This is a genomic window from Microbulbifer sp. ABF4_148 (genome assembly GCF_056158985.1).
The window spans coordinates 2,504,973-2,523,335 of sequence record NZ_JBSWUI010000001.1 but is presented as its reverse complement, the minus strand read 5'-3'; the positions used below and the strand labels follow the sequence as shown (position 1 = coordinate 2,523,335).

At 47.5% G+C, this 18,363-nt stretch carries 22 protein-coding genes and 1 pseudogene; 22 read left to right on the top strand and 1 reads right to left on the bottom strand.

Annotation, left to right across the window (positions count from 1 at the left end):
* The first annotated feature begins 122 nt into the window (after window positions 1–122).
* Window positions 123–1,073, top strand: coding sequence for a hypothetical protein (locus ACXAD0_RS11080; protein WP_475088461.1), 951 nt, complete (start codon window positions 123–125; stop codon window positions 1,071–1,073).
* A gap of 54 nt (window positions 1,074–1,127) precedes the next feature.
* Here the strand turns inward: ACXAD0_RS11080 and ACXAD0_RS11075 are convergent, their stop codons facing one another.
* Window positions 1,128–1,583: a DUF1289 domain-containing protein gene (locus ACXAD0_RS11075; protein ID WP_475088460.1), complete on the bottom strand. Its 456-nt coding sequence runs from the start codon at window positions 1,581–1,583 to the stop codon at window positions 1,128–1,130.
* A 311-nt stretch (window positions 1,584–1,894) separates the two neighbouring features.
* Between ACXAD0_RS11075 and acnB the strand changes: the two genes are divergently transcribed.
* The 21 genes and pseudogenes from acnB (at window position 1,895) to ACXAD0_RS10970 (ending at window position 17,821) form a co-directional block, all read left to right on the top strand.
* On the top strand, window positions 1,895–4,510 hold the full coding sequence (gene acnB, locus ACXAD0_RS11070) for a bifunctional aconitate hydratase 2/2-methylisocitrate dehydratase (RefSeq protein ID WP_475088459.1): 2,616 nt from the start codon (window positions 1,895–1,897) through the stop codon (window positions 4,508–4,510).
* A 301-nt stretch (window positions 4,511–4,811) separates the two neighbouring features.
* Window positions 4,812–5,291: a hypothetical protein gene (locus tag ACXAD0_RS11065; RefSeq protein WP_475088458.1), complete on the top strand. Its 480-nt coding sequence runs from the start codon at window positions 4,812–4,814 to the stop codon at window positions 5,289–5,291.
* An 88-nt stretch (window positions 5,292–5,379) separates the two neighbouring features.
* Window positions 5,380–5,853 carry a DUF7919 family protein gene (locus tag ACXAD0_RS11060; protein ID WP_475088457.1) on the top strand — a complete coding sequence of 158 codons (474 nt, stop codon included), beginning with the start codon at window positions 5,380–5,382 and terminating at the stop codon, window positions 5,851–5,853.
* 151 nt (window positions 5,854–6,004) lie between these two features.
* A complete protein-coding gene (locus ACXAD0_RS11055) occupies window positions 6,005–6,703 on the top strand; it encodes a hypothetical protein (protein WP_475088456.1) in 699 nt (232 codons plus the stop codon).
* Window positions 6,704–6,860: 157 nt separating this feature from the next.
* A complete protein-coding gene (locus tag ACXAD0_RS11050) occupies window positions 6,861–7,169 on the top strand; it encodes a transposase (protein ID WP_475086650.1) in 309 nt (102 codons plus the stop codon).
* 8 nt (window positions 7,170–7,177) lie between these two features.
* Complete coding sequence (locus ACXAD0_RS11045) at window positions 7,178–8,023, top strand: IS3 family transposase (protein WP_475090290.1); 846 nt, start codon at window positions 7,178–7,180, stop codon at window positions 8,021–8,023.
* A gap of 49 nt (window positions 8,024–8,072) precedes the next feature.
* Entirely contained in the window at window positions 8,073–8,513 is a 441-nt protein-coding gene (locus ACXAD0_RS11040) for a GNAT family N-acetyltransferase (RefSeq protein WP_475088455.1), read from the top strand.
* Between the two features lie 225 nt (window positions 8,514–8,738).
* Window positions 8,739–9,005, top strand: coding sequence for a hypothetical protein (locus tag ACXAD0_RS11035; RefSeq protein WP_475088454.1), 267 nt, complete (start codon window positions 8,739–8,741; stop codon window positions 9,003–9,005).
* Between the two features lie 646 nt (window positions 9,006–9,651).
* On the top strand, window positions 9,652–10,545 hold the full coding sequence (locus ACXAD0_RS11030; RefSeq protein WP_475088453.1) for a fatty acid desaturase: 894 nt from the start codon (window positions 9,652–9,654) through the stop codon (window positions 10,543–10,545).
* Between the two features lie 158 nt (window positions 10,546–10,703).
* Window positions 10,704–11,261, top strand: a complete 558-nt coding sequence (locus ACXAD0_RS11025; protein WP_475088452.1) for a hypothetical protein — start codon at window positions 10,704–10,706, stop codon at window positions 11,259–11,261.
* A gap of 104 nt (window positions 11,262–11,365) precedes the next feature.
* Window positions 11,366–11,689 (top strand): hypothetical protein, encoded by a 324-nt coding sequence (locus ACXAD0_RS11020; RefSeq protein ID WP_475088451.1) that lies wholly within the window; start codon window positions 11,366–11,368, stop codon window positions 11,687–11,689.
* A gap of 33 nt (window positions 11,690–11,722) precedes the next feature.
* Window positions 11,723–12,025, top strand: coding sequence for a hypothetical protein (locus ACXAD0_RS11015; RefSeq protein WP_475088450.1), 303 nt, complete (start codon window positions 11,723–11,725; stop codon window positions 12,023–12,025).
* A 384-nt stretch (window positions 12,026–12,409) separates the two neighbouring features.
* Entirely contained in the window at window positions 12,410–12,715 is a 306-nt protein-coding gene (locus ACXAD0_RS11010; protein ID WP_475088449.1) for a hypothetical protein, read from the top strand.
* A gap of 1,077 nt (window positions 12,716–13,792) precedes the next feature.
* Window positions 13,793–14,320 carry a DUF4262 domain-containing protein gene (locus ACXAD0_RS11005; protein WP_475088448.1) on the top strand — a complete coding sequence of 176 codons (528 nt, stop codon included), beginning with the start codon at window positions 13,793–13,795 and terminating at the stop codon, window positions 14,318–14,320.
* A gap of 37 nt (window positions 14,321–14,357) precedes the next feature.
* On the top strand, window positions 14,358–14,507 hold the full coding sequence (locus ACXAD0_RS11000; protein WP_475088447.1) for a hypothetical protein: 150 nt from the start codon (window positions 14,358–14,360) through the stop codon (window positions 14,505–14,507).
* Window positions 14,459–14,767, top strand: coding sequence for a DUF4265 domain-containing protein (locus tag ACXAD0_RS10995; RefSeq protein WP_475090368.1), 309 nt, complete (start codon window positions 14,459–14,461; stop codon window positions 14,765–14,767). The genes ACXAD0_RS11000 and ACXAD0_RS10995 overlap by 49 nt, the downstream gene beginning before the upstream one ends.
* 101 nt (window positions 14,768–14,868) lie before the next feature.
* Window positions 14,869–15,450, top strand: a complete 582-nt coding sequence (locus ACXAD0_RS10990; protein ID WP_475088446.1) for a hypothetical protein — start codon at window positions 14,869–14,871, stop codon at window positions 15,448–15,450.
* A gap of 389 nt (window positions 15,451–15,839) precedes the next feature.
* Window positions 15,840–16,001, top strand: a pseudogene (locus ACXAD0_RS10985) (hypothetical protein); the annotation flags it as partial.
* Between the two features lie 107 nt (window positions 16,002–16,108).
* A complete protein-coding gene (locus ACXAD0_RS10980) occupies window positions 16,109–16,621 on the top strand; it encodes a hypothetical protein (protein ID WP_475088445.1) in 513 nt (170 codons plus the stop codon).
* A gap of 38 nt (window positions 16,622–16,659) precedes the next feature.
* The gene (locus ACXAD0_RS10975) at window positions 16,660–17,601 is read left to right on the top strand and encodes a hypothetical protein (RefSeq protein WP_475088444.1); all 942 of its coding nucleotides are present in this window, start codon (window positions 16,660–16,662) and stop codon (window positions 17,599–17,601) included.
* Complete coding sequence (locus tag ACXAD0_RS10970; RefSeq protein WP_475088443.1) at window positions 17,561–17,821, top strand: hypothetical protein; 261 nt, start codon at window positions 17,561–17,563, stop codon at window positions 17,819–17,821. Before ACXAD0_RS10975 ends, ACXAD0_RS10970 begins: the two co-directional genes overlap by 41 nt.
* The last annotated feature ends 542 nt before the right edge of the window (window positions 17,822–18,363 follow it).

The following is an 18,363-nucleotide window of genomic DNA, read 5'->3' as shown; positions in this document are numbered from 1 at the left end:
AGCCCCCCCACTACTGATTAACCAAAACATGCACCGCAGCCCATGCGATAATGTATTTGACAATTTGATAACGACTTAATAATTAGTAATATATATGCAATTCCATTAGTCGGAAGCCACCTGTGACAACCGTCAAGCCCTCATTAAACGCCCGACAAACCAGCGCCGCGGCCATTCAGTCCACTTTAAGACAGGTGGAAGATGCGCTGTTACCGCTGTGCAGCGCCCTCCAGGCAATCAATCAGTCGGCGAGCCACTTCGAACATTACCTGTTACATCCCCCATTCGCGCAAAGCGCCGCTGAGTGGCTTGGGGGAGAATTCGACAGACCTTTTTCCCTCTGCGCAGCCCTGTTCGGGCAGCTGGACTATCTCGATGCCGAAGGCGCCCCGGCAGATGCGCGCACTACCCTGCAAATCCCCGGCCTGCTCGCGGTGCCACAGGAGATCATCGATTACGCCCAGACTCTCAACATCGCCAAGCAACAATTTACGGATGCCATCGCAGATTTCCGTGCAGCGTGGTCCGACAAGCCCGCCCACGAGGTCGACCGGCAACTCCGCGAGCAGCTTGCCACGGCCGGCCACCCCCGCCTGCACCTGCGCCAGACCTACCGGCAGGTATTACTGTGTCCGCAGCACCCTGACGCCCTCTCGCTGAGCTGGATCAAAGCGCGTAAATCCATTCGCAAGGTCAGCATACGCTGGTGCGAGAAAAAGCTGATCCAGCTGGACCCACAGGGATCTGACCCGGGTATTCAATACCAGTTACAGTTGCTCGCCGACCTCCCCGCAAATCAGGGGGAGCTGCTCCGACAGGTGCAGATACAGAGTCGCCCCAACCTGCAGGTTGCCGAAATTTTTCGTGGGGAAGATGGTGAGGAAGACACTTACCGTCAGGTGGGATACGCCACCATGCCAGTACTGGTAAGGGCCGACCCGGGCGGCCGCCTGCCTGAATTTTCGCGGGTTGATCATCAGCCTGCAGCAGGGCGCCGCCGCCAGCGACGCGACCTGGCTCTGGGTCGGGATCCATTTCTGCCCGCGCTCAGGGTCTATCTACGTGAAGGGTAAGCAACCCATCCAACTGAACCACAGAGAGCAGCGCGCGCTTGCGGAAAAAGAGCCTCAGGCAGAGCGCATGCCAGGCGCTACGAAGCGCTGATAGTACGCCACCGACAAACCGAAAAAATCTTCATCGATACGCTGGCGGAGCTCCACCAAAGGCACTCCCTGCCCTTGCGACGTCGGGCGCAAACCATAGTCGGCAGGGTTCTCAATTTGGCTGGCGCCTGCACGCAGTAACTCGAACACCCAGCAATACGGGTTGAGCGATTCATCAAAGCGGATTTGCTGGTGGCGCAGCTGGGCCAGCAACAAATCCTGGTTCACGATCTCCAGCTGGCTGCGTACCGCATTGACCAGATAGCCCTCGCGGCGATCGGCAATCGTGCGGCGCTGCTCTTCCGTATAGGCATTCCAGTCAATCACCTCGTGGGCGAAGCGCTTGCAGCCACGGCAGACGTTGTCACCAATACCAGTGGAGCAAACGCCAATACACGGTGTGCGGACTTTCTTGTACATCGGGAGGACTGATACTCAAACGGAAACGATCAAGCGGTATTTTGCCTGTGGGAACCACGCTGACGCCAGACTATTTTTCCCGAGATTTGGATCAGATAATGACTGCTCAAAAAACAAACTGTATTTGTTTGGTGAATATTGGCAATTTACGTAACTGATTGATTTTTCAATAAACTTAACAGGAATGCGGGTTTCCTGTAGAATTCGCGCCCGTTCCAGCGGCCCAGAATCCGGCGCAAACGCCCGCGTACTATTTCCGTGGTGAATTCCGCCAGCTGTTGGTCTCACCTACAACAAAGAGGGACTTATCCGTGCTTGAAGCTTATCGCAAACACGTCGCCGAACGCGCCGAACAGGGAATCCCGCCCAAGCCTCTGGATGCAGAGCAAGTGGCTGGCCTGGTCGAGTTGCTGAAAAATCCCCCCGCCGGCGAAGAACAAGAGCTGGTTGAACTGCTGACCCACCGCGTACCGCCGGGCGTTGACGAAGCTGCTTACGTAAAAGCTGGCTTCCTGTCTGCCATCGCCAAAGGCGAGACCGAGTGCAAGCTCATCGACCGCAAGCACGCTGTTGAACTGCTGGGCCAGATGCTGGGCGGCTACAACATTTCCACCCTGGTTGAGCTGCTGGACGACGCCGAGCTGAGCGAGTTGGCTGGCGAACAGCTGAAAGGCACCCTGCTGATGTTCGACGCCTTCCATGACGTCGAAGAAAAAGCCAAAGCGGGCAACGCCACTGCCAAGGCTGTTATGCAGTCCTGGGCCGACGGCGAATGGTTCACCAAGCGTGACAAAGTGCCAGAGAGCATCAAGGTAGCCGTGTTCAAGGTAACCGGCGAAACCAACACCGATGACCTGTCCCCTGCCCCGGATGCCTGGTCCCGCCCGGACATCCCGCTGCACGCGCTGGCCATGTACAAGATGACCCGCGACGGTCTGGAGCCAGAAGAGCACGGCGTTACTGGCCCGCTCAAGCAGATTGAAGAAGTAAAAGCCAAGGGCCTGCAGGTAGCGTTCGTAGGTGACGTCGTTGGTACCGGTTCTTCCCGTAAGTCTGCCACCAACTCCGTACTGTGGTACTTCGGTGAAGAAATGCCGGGCGTACCGAACAAGAAAGGTGGCGGTATCTGTATCGGCGGTAAAGTAGCCCCGATCTTCTACAACACCATGGAAGACGCCGGTGCGCTGGTCTTCGAAGCACCCGTTGATGACCTGGGCATGGGCGATGTAATTGAAATCCGCCCATACGACGGCAAGATCCTGGCCGAAGATGGCAACGTGCTGTCCGAGTTTGCCCTGAAGTCCGACGTATTGCTCGACGAAGTACAGGCTGGTGGCCGCATCAACCTGATCATCGGCCGCGGCCTGACCACCAAAGCGCGTGAGGCCCTCGGCCTGCCCGCTTCTGAACTGTTCCGCAAGCCAGAGCAGCCTGCCGACACCGGCAAGGGCTTCACCCTGGCACAGAAGATGGTCGGCAAGGCCTGCGGCGTAGACGGTATCCGCCCGGGCACCTACTGTGAGCCGAAGATGACCACCGTTGGCTCCCAGGACACCACTGGCCCAATGACCCGTGACGAGCTGAAAGACCTGGCCTGCCTGGGCTTCTCCGCCGACCTGGTCATGCAGTCTTTCTGTCACACCGCGGCTTACCCGAAGCCCGTTGACATCGACACCCAGCACAAACTGCCGGACTTCATCATGAACCGCGGTGGCGTTTCCCTACGCCCGGCGGACGGCATCATCCACAGCTGGCTGAACCGCATGCTGCTGCCGGACACCGTCGGTACCGGTGGTGACTCCCACACCCGCTTCCCGATGGGCATTTCCTTCCCGGCCGGTTCTGGCCTGGTCGCGTTCGCCGCTGCCACCGGCGTCATGCCGCTGGATATGCCGGAATCGGTTCTGGTGCGCTTCAAGGGCGAAATGCAGCCGGGTATCACCCTGCGTGACCTGGTCCATGCCATCCCTTACTACGCGATCCAGCAAGGTCTGCTGACCGTTGAGAAGAAAGGCAAGAAGAACATCTTCTCTGGCCGCATCCTCGAAATCGAAGGCCTTGAGAACCTCACCGTTGAACAGGCGTTCGAACTGTCCGACGCCTCTGCCGAGCGCTCCGCGGCTGGCTGTACCATCAAGCTGGGCGAAGACACCATGTCTGAGTACCTGCGCTCCAACATCACCCTGCTGCGCTGGATGATTGCGGAAGGCTATGGTGATACACGCACCCTCGAGCGTCGTGCACGCGCCATGGAAGCGTGGCTGGAGAAGCCGGAACTGATGGCAGCGGACGCCGATGCCGAGTACACCGCGGTTATCGAGATCGACCTGGCTGACGTCAAAGAGCCGATCGTTTGCGCACCGAACGACCCGGACGATGCACGCCTGCTGTCCGAAGTCGCCGGCGACAAGGTAGACGAAGTCTTTATCGGCTCCTGCATGACCAACATCGGTCACTTCCGCGCGGCCGGTAAACTGCTGCAGCAGAACAAAGGCAGCATTCCGACCCGCATGTGGATCGCTCCGCCCACCAAAATGGACGAGCACCAGCTGATGGAAGAAGGCTACTACAACATCTACGGCGCTTCCGGTGCCCGTACCGAGATGCCCGGCTGTTCCCTGTGTATGGGTAACCAGGCGCGTGTAGCGGCAAACAGCACCGTGCTGTCGACCTCTACCCGTAACTTCCCCAACCGCCTGGGCGATGGTGCCAACGTGTACCTGACCTCCGCGGAACTGGCCTCCGTCGGCGCTATCCTGGGTAAACTGCCGACTCCGGCTGAATACCAGGAATACGCCAAGAACATCGATTCCATGGCAGCGGACATCTACCGCTACATGAACTTCGATCAGATCGAGGAGTTCCAGAAGTCCGCCGAAGAAGGCAAGCGTATTGCCGCAGTTGAGATCCAGAATGTTGCTGTATAAGCAATAGCCTGATCCCAAAAAGCCCTGCCCTCACCGGCGGGGCTTTTTTTTGCGCTGCGCAAGCCCAAGTTCAGCAGCACTGGTCACGCAAATCAGCCTAAACACCGTAACTCTTTGATTTCAGAAGCAACTCGGATAGCATCCTTTCCAGAAATACGCCGAATTATAGAGAAACTCTGCTGCTTAACTTTGGCAAAAAATTTTGCAATAGCCACATGGTGTTGATTTTCAAAGAGAAATCTGCCAGTCCCGCGCAAGAGCTAACGGAATTATAGAGAACCAAGTTATACAGCAGCGTCTTTTGAATAAACTGTTATGCGGTAAAGACATGAAGCAATTTTCAGAGTTAGCGATAAAAATTTTTGCGGCATATCTAGTTCTTAGCAACTTAGGAAATGTCATACCCTTGCTCTTCCCGCCTGCTGCATGGGGAACTCAAAGTGACGTGCCCATTTGGCCTCTAATTGGCTGGTTGGGCATTCCTCTGATGATCGGTATATTTCTTTGGTTTTCGGCATCAAAAATCGCACAAAAAACAATCGGAAATGATGAGAACGACGCGTCACTATCTGAAGACGGCCTGGTAGCAGCAGGAACATTTCTTATCGGAACTTATTGGGGATTGAAGTCTATAGGGACTGTCGTCGGCCAACTGTCATCCGTAGGCACTTTGAATTACGGATACGTCACTGTATTTGCAATTTCAATGCTCATGATATGTGGTAATAAAACTATCACCAGAATATATCGTAAACTTCGCACTGCGGGGGTTACCGCATAACAAGCGGTTGTAATCGCCGCGAAAGACGCGGCTGGGACGGCTTACGCTATGCTCCAGCCGCCCCTAAACCGAGCGTTAGGCGCTGAAGATGACTTACTACAAAGATTTCACTCAGTGTGGCTACTGTGAAAATGTTGATTTTGCATGTCGTCTTATGGCCGTAGGCTGGATTGAAAATAAGTACCCTTTTGAAACCGGAGAAGTTCCCCAAGGACTAGTTGATTCTTTAAAGAGTCTAAAGAAGGGTTTTGAGGAAAAGCGGTTCCATGGAACCGTTTATAGGGGGCTTCATACCTGCTCAATTTGCAATGAAACTCTAGGCGGATCGCATTGTAATCTATATGTTCCACATAGAGGTTTCATTTTCGTCGCCCCAGGAGGCATAGATCATTACATAGAAAAACATGGGTATAGGCCTCCTGAAAGCTTCATACATTCGGTCAGTCATTGCCCTGATCCGCGTTCGGAGAAATATAGGGAGAAGATACAGTCCTCTAATCGTGGGCATGATGCAAAATATTTCTTTGATGGTCCTAGAACGTATAGAGACTTCCCGGAGTAAAAGGAATTTGGGCTGCCGTCGAGGCGCCTAACAAGCGCGTGAAGAGCGACACCTTAAGCTTTGCTTCGCTTTTGTGTTGCTCGCTGCGCTCACAATTTAAACACAAAAGCGGCGCGCCGCTTGGTGCGCCTTACGCGGGCGTTAAGCGAAGATGAACATCGAAGCACCGATTGAGATAAAGGCCGAGTGGTCCCAGTACGAAAGTCTAAGAGATTCTGGTTTAAAGAAGCAGGCTAACAAAGCATTACTGTCAGTTATTTCCAAAATAGAGGGGACTCAGTCTGGCTCCATCAATGAGTTCTTATTATCTCTTTGCGAAATTGGATTGGGTCAGAATCTTGAAGTCAAGATTCAATACCCACTATATGTACAATGCATACTGCCAATACTATTAGATGGTTTAAAACGAAAATCGGCACGAGAGATATCTTATATTGTAAGGTCTAATTCATGCGGTTTTGGGAGGGAAATCTACGATTCAATAGGCGACATTAGCAATCGAGAGCTTCTTCAAGTAGCGCTTGAATCAGAGCCCAAGAATGTAGGTGTAATTAATCAATTGGTTTACGATTATATCGATGATTTATATTTTGGTGCCCACCATCTACCTGAGGGGCTGATAGTAGAATTAGAGTGTGCACAAGAAACAATTAAAGAGAGTGCGGAGTTTATTCTTAAAAACCGCGAATACGTCCGAGAAGAACTCATCAATGAACATAAATATTATTCGGGCTTATATAAAGACTATGCAGACTGGAAAAACAATACCAAAGGGGAAACATTTGCAGACTGGTGTTCGTTAAAAGGCAAAAACTATAGTTGGGTTACTACCGTTTACTATGAGAAGTAGAGCCCGCTTAACAAACACAGGCAAGGGACGTCAAAAAGCTATACTCGTCCCTCGCTCCACTTTTTGCCGCCCCTGCTGTGGGCGTTAAGTGTAAGACTTACCCACGTTTAGTAGACACCCTGTATAGTTAGGTTTCGGCCTAACACGGAGGTGTACCATGGGTAAGAAAAGAACTCAGGCGTATACGGAAGAGTTCCGCAGAGAAGCGGTTAAGAGGGCAGAGAGGCCCGGTGCGACAACCGCATCAGTTGCTCGGGAGCTTGGTGTCAGTGCCCAGCAGATCTATAACTGGCGTCGACAGTTTCGGCGACTGTCCGAAAAGCAGTTCAATAGCCTGGATGGCGTTGACTATTCCAAACAGGAAAGTGCGGAAGTTCGCAGGCTGAAGAAGGAACTGCATGAGGCTCGGCAGGAGGTCGAGTTCCTAAAAAAGGCAGCTGCGTACTTTGCGAACCACCAAGAGTAAAGTACGCACTGATACAGGAGCATGTGGGACTATTCCCGATAGGCTTGATGTGTCGGTGTTTGGAAGTCTCAAGATCGGGATATTATCGTTGGCTCGGCCGCTTGGTGTCCCCTAGAGCTCTGAGAAGGGTTCGGATAGCCGAGAAGGTGAGGGAGACCTTTGCAGAGTTTAGAGGCCGCTATGGAGCGCCCAGAATCACTCGGGAGCTTCAAGAGGCGGGTGAGCCATGCTCAAAGAACTATATCGCTGCGCTTATGCGAAAGGAACATATAAGAGCGAGAAACGGCAAAGGCTTTCGATACAGCAAACCGGCTGAAGCCAATATCAACGTCGCGGCCAACTTGCTTAAGCGCTGTTTCAATGTGGATCAGCCAAATCGCCGTTGGACTAGTGATATTACATACATCTGGGTGCGAGATCGCTGGTTGTACCTGGCCGTAGTGATGGATCTCTACTCTCGGCGTATCATCGGCTGGGCGTTCGATTCCCAGATGAGCGATGAATTGACGCGGCGGGCGTTGAAGATGGCTTTGGCGCAGCGACAATCGAGGCCTGGATTGATTGTTCACTCTGACAGGGGGGTCCAATATCGGTCGCAGAAGTATCAGGATCTATTGTCTGAGAATAAGTGTAAGCCCAGCATGAGCCGTCAGGCCAACTGTTGGGATAATGCCGCAATGGAGTCCTTCTTTAGTCGACTAAAAGTTGAATTGGTCTACGCAGACCCGTTCCAAAGTGAAGAACAGGCGAAATCCGAAGTGTTTGAATACATCGAGGTTTTCTACAATAGGATCCGTAGGCACTCCGCCTTGGGCTATGTGAGCCCGGCAGAGTATGAGCGCAAATGCGCATAGTTAGAATGTCTACTTTTTGTGGGTAAGACCAGTGTCACAAGGGATCAACGTGATCGAGCAAGTATCAAAGAATAATTTGAGGGAAATATTGCCTCTATTCCGCGAGTATCAGGAATTCTATGGGGTCAAAAGTATCTGTGACGATAAAAACTTCGAGTTTCTGTCACAGTTTTGCGATTCGTCTGATCTTGGTGGCCAGTTTTTGTATCGCCACAATGAGAATGTAATCGCCTTTGCGACTGTCTATTTTACTTTCAAATCAACAATTACCTCAAAGGTCGCTGTGCTCAATGATCTATATACTTCGCCAGGTAACCGAGGCGTCGGAGTGGGCCGCAAGCTTATTGAGCACTGTCGTGAGTTCGCGAAGCATAGAGGTGCAGCCAAGCTACAGTGGGCAACTGATCTTAATAATGAGGCTGCCCAAAAACTATACGACTCAATGGGTGCGGCGAAAAGTACATGGCACTTCTACACATACAACACTTAACAATCACGGGCAGTGAGGCTGCGGCCCCTCGGGCCTCCGAGGGACGGCTTACCTTATGCTCGTTCTGCGCAGGTCGCTTCGCTCCCATTTTCGCGCAAATCGCGCATAAGGTAAGCCGCCCTTGCGGTGGGCGTTATGTGAATATTTATGAATAGAGCAAAAATAGTAATCGGAATATCGGTTCTCTTTCCCCTCCTGTTAGCCCTATATTTGTGCGGCAAAAGCATGAGTAGTTGGGAAGTCTTGGAAGACGAAGGGAGAACTGAGCGAGCCTATATTGCATTAGCTTCTGAAGTAGAGGCTGGAGAATATACGAACGCAGAAATTTCCGATAAGTTTCGTGCGCTTGCGGCGGCTGAAGGTAAGATAAGTGAGGGTGCTAGTTTGGCAAAGCTAAGCTACTACTATTGGGCAGTAGCGTTTATTGCGGTATTCATGCTTCAAGGCTTTATCTTAACCCGGGTGCTGGACTCACATAACAAGCGGTTGTAGTCGCCGCAAAACACGCGGCTCGGACGGCTTACGCTGTGCTCCAGCCACCCCTAAACCGAGCGTTATATGTAAATGAAAACTGACGAGCTAATCATTTGGATCCTTTTGGCCATCGGCCTCGTGATAACCCAATATGTCACATGGAAGAGACTCATATGTGGCTTTTTAATTGTAAAAGCCTATAAAAATTATCAAGGAAAATACTGTTCGCATAGAAGATCGCCGTTGATGGTGGTACTCAAAAATAATTCCTTTAGAGAGCAGATCGTAGGAAGAATCGATTTCCTTGACCGTATGAGAAACCTTGTGTACTCCATGGATATGAAAGACACCAGTATCAAGTCTGGTAGAAGCTCATGTATAGATATTGGGAGATTGGAGTCACGGTTTGGAAACACGTCAAACCCAACGTGTTTTGTAAGAGTATTGATGCGGAGCGGCAAGGAATATCACGGAAAAATTAGTGAAAAACAATGGTATCACATATAACAATCGCAGGCAGGATGCTCCGGCCCTTCGGGCCTCCGTGGGACGCCCAACGCGATGCACATTTTGTGCAGGTCGCTACGCTCTCATATTCGCACAAAATGTGCATAGCATTGGTCGCGCCTGCTGCGGGCGTTAACTGGCTAGGCGCTATAACACCATGATGGAACCTGTAATAAGAATAGATGGCACAGGAGCAAATGCATGCGAAGGCCGCGTTGTTTTTGACCTCCGTAAATCATTCTGGAATCTTGGAATAATTTTATGCGCGATATGCTTTGCGCCAATCACTTTCTCGCTAACTTCTTTTATTCTATTTTTAATACTCACCTACACCACGTTATTGATAGGTCATAGCGCTGGCATGCATAGAATGATGATTCATCGTTCTTATGAGTGTAAAAAACCAATCGAAAGAGCACTTATTTATATTGGCGTACTCGTGGGCATGTCCGGGCCGCAAGGAATAATTAAGATTCATGACTTAAGGGATTGGGCTCAGAGACAAACGCAATGTCATGATTTCTTTTCACATAATCAAAATTATATTAAAGATCTTTTCTGGCAATTAACATCAAACTTTAGGTTCGATCATCCTCCAAAGATCAACATTGAAGACAAATATGTGTACGACCCATTCTACAAGCATTTGGAAGACTATTGGCAACTACATCAAGTATTGTTTGGATTTATTCTATACGGCATTGGTGGTTGGTCTTTTGTAGTTTGGGGTATTTTCGTAAGGGTATCAATCAGCATTATTGGCCACTGGACGATCACATATATATGCCACAATCCCGGACCTGGGCGATGGCGGGTCAAGGGTGCAGCCGTCCAAGCATCAAATATCCCAGGTCTTGGTGTTTTGACCTACGGTGAATGCTGGCATAACAATCATCATGCCTTTCCTGAGTCAGCAAAGATTGGACTAGAACACGGGCAGCATGACCCATGCTGGCTCTTCATATCTTTGATGCATCGATTTGGCTACGCGTATAATATTAACTTACCTCGTGACAAAGAAAGTCGGGAAGATTTATATACAGCCAGTTAACAAGCGCATGCAGTACGCTCGCGTTGCTCGCCGGAATCGTATTGGTTACGATAATGTTAGACAAGCATGCGCTTCGCGCTAAAACGCTTGCCATTATCTCCATCAACACTCCCCGCTGATGCGGGCGTTAGCATTTGATAGAAGCTTGAATATCGTAGATGGAAAAATATAGCCAAAAGTTCAAAACAGCAGTTTCAAAAACGAAAGAGCTTGGTCTGAACCAAGAATGTAAATTTCATGCTTACCAGCAAAGCTATAGCTGTGAAAATGTGGCTAAGAGCGCAATTCTTCACTTTTATCGTCGCGGATACTCTGCGAGAGACTTAAGTCAAAATTGCGCAAAAATTCACGCTGAAATTTATTACCTATTAAAAAGCCACAATGAAAATATATACCTTACCATCGGTAATGTGGTTATAGACCGGTGTCCATGGCTAAAAACGAGTTCTAAAATTTTGGAGTCCGAGCTACAAAAAGGTCCGAATAGATCGGAAATGAACATGCATGTCTGGCTGACTTTTCCTAATATGGCAATTCTTGATCTAACAATAGGTCATAACCTTGATTTAAATAATGGCTTTGAACGTCGCCTAGAAGATTCGCTAGTATATTGTCACCCAGATGAACACGATGAGCTTCACTATTATGAACCAATCTTGGTTGGGAATGAGTACTTGGAAAGGATTGGGGCTTACGAGGTCCGCGGCATATGCTAACAAGCAGCGGAAGAGCGACAGCCAGCGCTACGCACCTTTTGTGTTACTCGCTGGCGCTCAAGAATTAACAAAAAAGCTGCTCTGCGCTGGGCGTTAAGTGCAATATGACATATTCACGAATTTCAAAAATACTTGCGGCAGCAGCAATTTTTTTGCCTCTCCTGATGTTCGGCCTAATGGAAATGTCGTACGGCCTGGAGTGGTATGAGCTTGGCGAAGTGTTCTCCACCTTGTTTGTCTTGAGCTGCCCATGTTGGCAAGTTCTTTGGGGGGTGATGGCTGATCCAAGCAGCGCATCTCTGTTTGTAGGCTTGTTCTCCCAAGCACTGCTTGCGAATATTATTATTTACGAATTTATTGGATTGGGCGTTTTGGCGCTAGCTAGAAAGCTCGCAGCACTTAACAAGTTTAGGCAGGCGACGCAATAATACGCACGCCTGCTAAAGGCGTTAAGGTTTCGCATGGATCGACTTGATAAGGCGATTAAAAATTTAGGTATGATCCGCCTCTTAAAGCTTGAAAGTAGAAATATCTACCTGGCGGTTCTTTTAAAGAAAGAGGCATGGAAGCATTTGTCTGCTCCTTGGTGGCGGGGAAAAAGCGCTTCTATTGTTGGTGTAGATCTAGACGGTAACTTTGTCCTTTGCAAAAGCTCCGGTGAGTTTGTGCTTTGGGACCATAAGCTGGCGTCAGAGGTTTCCATATCCAACAACCTAGATGACATGCTTTCAATGTTAGAGCTAGATCCAGCCACTGTACCTTAACAAGCGCAAGCATACTGCTCCCGCCCTTAGGACCTCCGCGGGCGTTAATACTCCTATCGATTATGGATATTAAGTACGTAACTCAGATACAGAACGGAAAAATCGAATTATCGGATCAGGATAATTTTCTGCTGTATGACTCAGAAAAAAAGCTGGTTGAGCAAGTCAAAAGACCGATAGCAGATGGCTACGCATTTACAGATCAGCCAACCGGATGGCCACCAGCATCAGTATTGAAATATCTCAATGCTAAAAGGTCTACTCAACAAGACATTTAGGGCAATAACCTGGAGAGCACCTAGTGAGTACCGAATTTACGAGGTGGCGTAGCGCTAATAAGCACAGGCAATCTGCCCCTGCTTTGGGCGCTATGCGTAGACCAGTATGAAATTAGTTTTTTTCCTCATAGCCCTCCTTTCAATGATGGCGACATCTTTCTTCTTAGGTATGAAATGGGAAAAATACCGAATTTTGGAGTCGGACAGCTTGGAGCTTAAGACTCCATTCGTTCTGCAGTCGGATAAAGGCAATGGCCAATTGCCTGTTGGCACCATTTTATATCCATATTCATCTGGGCCTAGCATAGATACCTTTGTCGTCTTCATTAATACAAAAAACGGGGATTCATTAGAACCATTTTCATTCGAAAAGCCCTTCACCAGGGTTCCATTGGATGTATACCAAGAGTGAAACACATAACAAACACAGGCAGCATGCTACGGCCCTTCGGGCCTCCGCCGGAGTTGAGCAAAATATGAAAAATGTATTTCTAGCAATGTTAATAGGGCTCCAGATATTTTACCTCTGGGCATTACTTGGATTGTTTCAAACTCTGACAAATGCAGTCATGAGTTTTTCATCTGGGGATCCTGATCTACTAGCTGGCCTACTTTCTGAAGGTATAATTTTGTCTATTCTTCGATCCCTCATTGGCCTATTGGGACTAATTCTTAGTGTTGCGGTTGCATATAAAGTACAACTGTTACCAATCTGGTATACAAAAATAACCATCTATATGAGTTATCTTTGGGTGATATTTATACCCATAGGTACAGTATTGGCCGCCGTTCAGTTAAAAAGACTTAGGGCTGTAAATGCTTAGCAAGCGACTTTAGTCGCCACGCAAAGCATAGCTGCGACGGCTTTTTCACTGCTTCGCCGTCCAAATCCGTCCCTAATCCGGGCACTGTGGGTCGTTTATGGAGAATGATTGTTAAATTGATGAAGCTTCTATGGGTGGTTTACGGCCCTATAATTAAGTTAAAGAAAGTAGAGCGTGGTGCTGGCGGAGCCATAGGTCGCATTGCAGGCTTGTTATATATTTTATTGGCCCTTGTCCCTGTAGTTTTTTTGGACGTCTTGGGATTTTCAATTTTTTTCACAATAAAGATTCTTGTCACTTACCTCCTAGTCTTCGTATCACTAAGCTTTGTTGCTGACACTTATTTTCTCTCCAAAAAAAATATTGACATTTTCTATAAAAAATCATTGAAAAATCAAGATCTAAAGCCAGTGGTAAATACTTGCCTCTCGTTGACTTATTTTTGGGCATGGCTTTTTTGTCTATTTCTATTACTAGTAGTATTTTTTTCAATTCACTTCTATTATCTTGATAATTTTTTGCCTCAGTAACAGAAAGCAAAAATTGTCGAGCTAACTTGATAGTCTTAGATTCAAAGAGAGCCGATTAAGGGGGTTGTTAGAGCATGCGATGCGTTCAAACCATAACAATGCCAGACGGGATCGCGAAGCGTCTTCGGAGCTGGGTTGGACAGCCTACGCTGCGCTTCGGCTGCCCCTGCTAGCGGCGCTATATTTTTCGAGGATAAAGTGGAAAAGTCAGACAAGCAGACACTAGATAACATTGAGAAGTTTGGTTGCCATGTCCTAGGTGTATTGGAAGACGAAGAGTCACCAACGTTTACCTACTCCATAGGCATATATGAAACTCAGTCCAAACCTGAGTTATTGATTGTTGGCTTGGAGCCGAAACTTTCACAATCAATGGTGAACGAGTACTGTCAGCGACTTAAGGCTGGTGAGTCCTTTGAAGTTGGTCGATACTACTCAGGCTTTCTCGAGGGGTTTGATGTTTGCTTTATAGAGGTGGATAAAAAGTACCATGACGAGTATCCGCTTGCCTGTAATACGCATTATGGTGAATTGCCATACATTGTGTACCAGTTAGTATGGCCTACAACCTCAGGAGAATGGCCATGGGATTCTGGCACATCGGATTTTTACCAGTGGTCTCAACCAATCTTAAACCGCACCGGGGTGCTAGAAAAAATATAGCAAGATGCTGCAGGGGACGCTACGTGACTGAGAGTGTATGGAAGACGAGCTGTCAAAATTGGTTCTACGTTTAGAAGAATTCGATGATGTCTATGTCGAGACTCCTTGGGCTAAGCACCCAGGTATTGATCCTATCGAATTGAAAATTGCCCATTTTACTTCTCTGACGTTGCATGCGGAGACATAGTTTTAGCAGAGTATTCGGAAAAAGAGGAGCATCCGGTTTTTCTAAAAGTATTGGAATCGTCAGGCCATAAACTAGTCAGCATGATATTTGACCACGCAGTCAATGAAGAGGGTCCAGAAATGGATCATCTTGAAAATTTGATGGCTTTAGGTTGCACTTATGAGGGCGCAAACCCCAAGTGCATTTGCCTGGACATCTCTCCGGAAGTCGAGCTTGCAAACGTTACCGAATACTTGATCATTAACGGGTTAAATTGGTAACACGCAGCAACCTCGTATGAGACCATCTATATCAGTTCCGCGTAAATACCCAACAAGCAGAAGCAGAGCAACAGCCCACACTGGGCGTAAGGAATAAGTGTATGGACAAATCGTTAATCGCAAACATAGCTCAATGGAGTATATGGGGCGTTTTGATGGTCCTCGTAATGGGCTGGCTAAATCGAAGCCGCTCAAAATTACGGTCAGCAAACGAAACTAGAAATCTGAGACACCCCCTAAGCACGATAATAATCGGAGGAGTGTGCTTTTCGTTTTTTTTGGGTGCTGCAATACTGTCAAATGTATTTTCTAACGGCACAGAAACTTGGTGGACAACTGCGATATTTATAGGATTTTCCGCTTTATCTTTACCTCTTGTTGTCGACTATTTTGCAGCTAAGCATACCCTAGGCGAGTCTGGGATAGACTTCGGCCGTTTCAATGGTCAAAGGGTGTTCGTACCGTGGGACGAGATATCAAGCGTAAGGTACGCCTATATAATGAAGTGGTTTGTGATAAAAACTAAGAATGGAAAAACCATTAGAGTTTCGGCCATGCTAATGGGGTTGCCAGAGTTGGCAAAGAGTTTATTGGCTCTAAGCAAGATGGCTTCAATTGACGACGACACAATCGAGATTCTAAAGGAAACAAGCGATGGAAACCCTCCTTCCGTATGGACGTAGAAATTCCACAAAATCCGCTCAAGGCTGAGATTCTAGCGAAGTTTGTACCTCTACTGCCTCATACATTTTGTTCTTTAATAGCACAAATTATTCAACTCAGTTCCACGCGATTATAGCGACATGAGGCATTACTAATAATGGCGCAAGTAAGTAGATCGAGTGCCTCGTTGCGATTGATTGGTGGCACTCTTAACCCCACCGAGATATCCGCTCTTTTTGGGGTTGAGGGTACAACTATGTTTGCCAAAAGTGATGGTCGAGTTATAAAAAGAACAGGAAGAGAGATAGAGCGCAAAAGTGGTCATTGTTCACTGACTGTCTCTGAACACGAGCCAGAGGATATTGATGGTCAAATATCGGAAATACTTAGTTAATTACCGAGTGATCTAGACATCTGGAATGAATTGGCAAGTAAATACAGTATTGATCTGTTTTGTGGGATCTTCATTGAGAAAGAAAATGAGTGTATGGATATATCACCCAAAACTCTGACAGCCCTTGGCAACCGGGGCATTTTGCTGGCTCTAGACATTTACGATGGTGCAGAGTAACCCCAATGCCTAGCAAGTGTATCACCCATCGCCTCTGCGTGACTGGACAGCCAAACCTGCGCTTTGGGTTCTGACTATAAAGGCGCTACTAGAAATAAGGAAAGTACGTGGGAATCACTGTACATTTTGAGGGACAACTAAAAGACGAAGCCTCTTTTGAAACCATCCGCTCAAATGCAGAGGCATTTGCTAAAGAAATGGAATGGTCGTTTTCATTAATTTCTGAAGAAGAGGTAAAACTCGAAAGAGTTCGTAAAGAAGAGGATTGGGACTATATTGGCCCAGTTAAAGGCATCGAAATATTTCCACATGAAGCATGTGACCCATTTCGCCTGGAGTTTGATAAATATCTCTATATTCAAGAGTATACAAAGACTCAATTTTCACCGGTTGAAATTCATGTTCTTTTAGTTGACTTTCTCCGCTCTAATCTAGAACTGTTTAAGTCCTTCGAAATAATCGATGAGGGTGAATTCTTTGAAACATCTAATCTCGACCTACTCAATAAACATCTACAAGCCTGCAATGAGCAACTTAAGCATTATCTAGGGCAACCCGAAAAGTATTACGGCCCAGTAAAGTTAGAGACTGGTCGTATCGTTGACATTATAGAGCTTTAATGCCTCGCAATCGTTAATTGCCATATAGAATTGAAGTTATGCGCATAAAATTAAAAAAGATAGCCGACAATCTGAGCGATGAGGAACATTTGCACATCGCTGAAGAAATTCGCCAAGGAGAAATTGATGGAATATCCCTATCTCACCTTGGCGGCGCTTTTGGTCCCACCTGGTCTGCAGGTAGGGATTATAAACTAGATTTCTTGAAATATTATTCTGGCATACGGGCTTTAGAGATTTTTCTTCCTGCGCTAACAAGTATTAACGCTATTGCTGAGCTTTCGAATGAAATAGAGTTTCTGAGTCTGGGAGAGTTTAATACAAAGACTGTATCCTTAAAACCTCTATCAGATCTGAATAAGCTCAATTATCTCAGCCTGGTCAGAAACAAGAAAGATATTGATTCTATTGCTTCACTATCCAGCCTAAGATCGCTATGCCTTACAGGGTATCAGGATAAACAAATCCGGCATATAGCCAGTCTAGGAAATTTAGAAAGCTTATACTTTGGGTTTGGCACACTTGAGGATCTAAATGCCGTTAACGATTTATCAAAATTAAAAAATCTGGAAATACTTTGGGTGAAAAAATTACATGATCTAAGCGCACTGAAAAATTTGATATCTCTCGAGCGACTGAGTTTAAGTACTCTAAAGCAAGTCACATGCATTCCAAGCATTTCCAACCTCAGCAATCTTAAGAGCTTGATCATGAACACCATGAATGGGCTTTCCTCTTTGTCAGGCATTAACGGAAGCTCAATTAATGAACTGGCTATAATCAATTCAAATATCAACCCCTCAATATTTTCTGACCTAAATAGTCACTTGCCAATGTTACAACGACTTGTTCTTGGCCTAGGCACCAGAGAACAAACAGGAGAAGCAGCTAGTTTCTTTGATAGGGCTATTATATGTGACACACTTAACGATTTAGAATATGACACAAAAACAAGCTCTCGAATTGAGTACTGTAGTTAAAAGACAGCAGCAACAAGATACCAAACCAGAAACCCAACTTTCTGTAAAATTACTCACCACCTTTTCCAGCAGCTTACTCATCGTTATTTTTCATGGTGCAACGATGACAATATCTTATACGGAAAAACTGGATGGACTGCTCGAAGAATGTACGGCAGAGCCTGCCGGAGACGATTATTTCGAGATAGAATTATCGACCCTTAGCCAAAGCAATTATTGAGAGTGGGTGTCTCATCGCATGGGCTGGGACTTCAGTGATTGGACCACAGCCAATAACTTTGATAGCCAAGGGGGCTAAAAATGGTAGCCACTGGGAGCTCGTATCGCTACCGCGGACATCTCTCATTCGAGATTTAAGAAGGCACGCTTAACAATACACGCCTTTTCCCTTTCCCATCTGGCATTGTGGCATTTCTATCGATTTCCGTACACAGCGGATCGCTCAAAGTGACCTGGTGTTTTCACAACCTGCGTCAAATTGTTCTTCTCAAGAAAGCAGACCAATATTTTATGGCCGGAACAGTTTAGCGGTCTGACAGTTGACACCTTTCCTCCTGGCCACGACATAAATGCCTTTTGGCTGGCAATCTCAGATACAGTGTTTTTTGGTCTGTGGCGCTGTGTCGGTGAAATGTGCCGACCAAGGCAAGGTAACGAATTTTGGACGCTGTCAGGACAGCCCGGTCATCCAGCCGTAATCTTCTGACGCCTTCCAGCCACAACTTTCCTATAGTGGTGCTTACCCCAGAAGAAATGCGGGCA

What these genes read in the sequence shown, in the direction of transcription:
- ACXAD0_RS10990 (WP_475088446.1), top strand. Translation starts at nt 14,869, where the DNA reads ATGGACAAATCGTTAATCGCAAACATAGCTCAATGGAGTATATGGGGC.
- ACXAD0_RS11000 (WP_475088447.1), top strand. Translation starts at nt 14,358, where the DNA reads ATGGAAGACGAGCTGTCAAAATTGGTTCTACGTTTAGAAGAATTCGAT.
- ACXAD0_RS11075 (WP_475088460.1), bottom strand. Translation starts at nt 1,583, where the DNA reads ATGTACAAGAAAGTCCGCACACCGTGTATTGGCGTTTGCTCCACTGGT.
- ACXAD0_RS10970 (WP_475088443.1), top strand. Translation starts at nt 17,561, where the DNA reads ATGACACAAAAACAAGCTCTCGAATTGAGTACTGTAGTTAAAAGACAG.
- ACXAD0_RS10975 (WP_475088444.1), top strand. Translation starts at nt 16,660, where the DNA reads ATGCGCATAAAATTAAAAAAGATAGCCGACAATCTGAGCGATGAGGAA.
- ACXAD0_RS11015 (WP_475088450.1), top strand. Translation starts at nt 11,723, where the DNA reads ATGGATCGACTTGATAAGGCGATTAAAAATTTAGGTATGATCCGCCTC.
- ACXAD0_RS11025 (WP_475088452.1), top strand. Translation starts at nt 10,704, where the DNA reads ATGGAAAAATATAGCCAAAAGTTCAAAACAGCAGTTTCAAAAACGAAA.
- ACXAD0_RS11055 (WP_475088456.1), top strand. Translation starts at nt 6,005, where the DNA reads ATGAACATCGAAGCACCGATTGAGATAAAGGCCGAGTGGTCCCAGTAC.
- ACXAD0_RS11010 (WP_475088449.1), top strand. Translation starts at nt 12,410, where the DNA reads ATGAAATTAGTTTTTTTCCTCATAGCCCTCCTTTCAATGATGGCGACA.
- ACXAD0_RS11030 (WP_475088453.1), top strand. Translation starts at nt 9,652, where the DNA reads ATGATGGAACCTGTAATAAGAATAGATGGCACAGGAGCAAATGCATGC.
- ACXAD0_RS11050 (WP_475086650.1), top strand. Translation starts at nt 6,861, where the DNA reads ATGGGTAAGAAAAGAACTCAGGCGTATACGGAAGAGTTCCGCAGAGAA.
- ACXAD0_RS11060 (WP_475088457.1), top strand. Translation starts at nt 5,380, where the DNA reads ATGACTTACTACAAAGATTTCACTCAGTGTGGCTACTGTGAAAATGTT.
- ACXAD0_RS11035 (WP_475088454.1), top strand. Translation starts at nt 8,739, where the DNA reads ATGAGTAGTTGGGAAGTCTTGGAAGACGAAGGGAGAACTGAGCGAGCC.
- ACXAD0_RS11020 (WP_475088451.1), top strand. Translation starts at nt 11,366, where the DNA reads ATGACATATTCACGAATTTCAAAAATACTTGCGGCAGCAGCAATTTTT.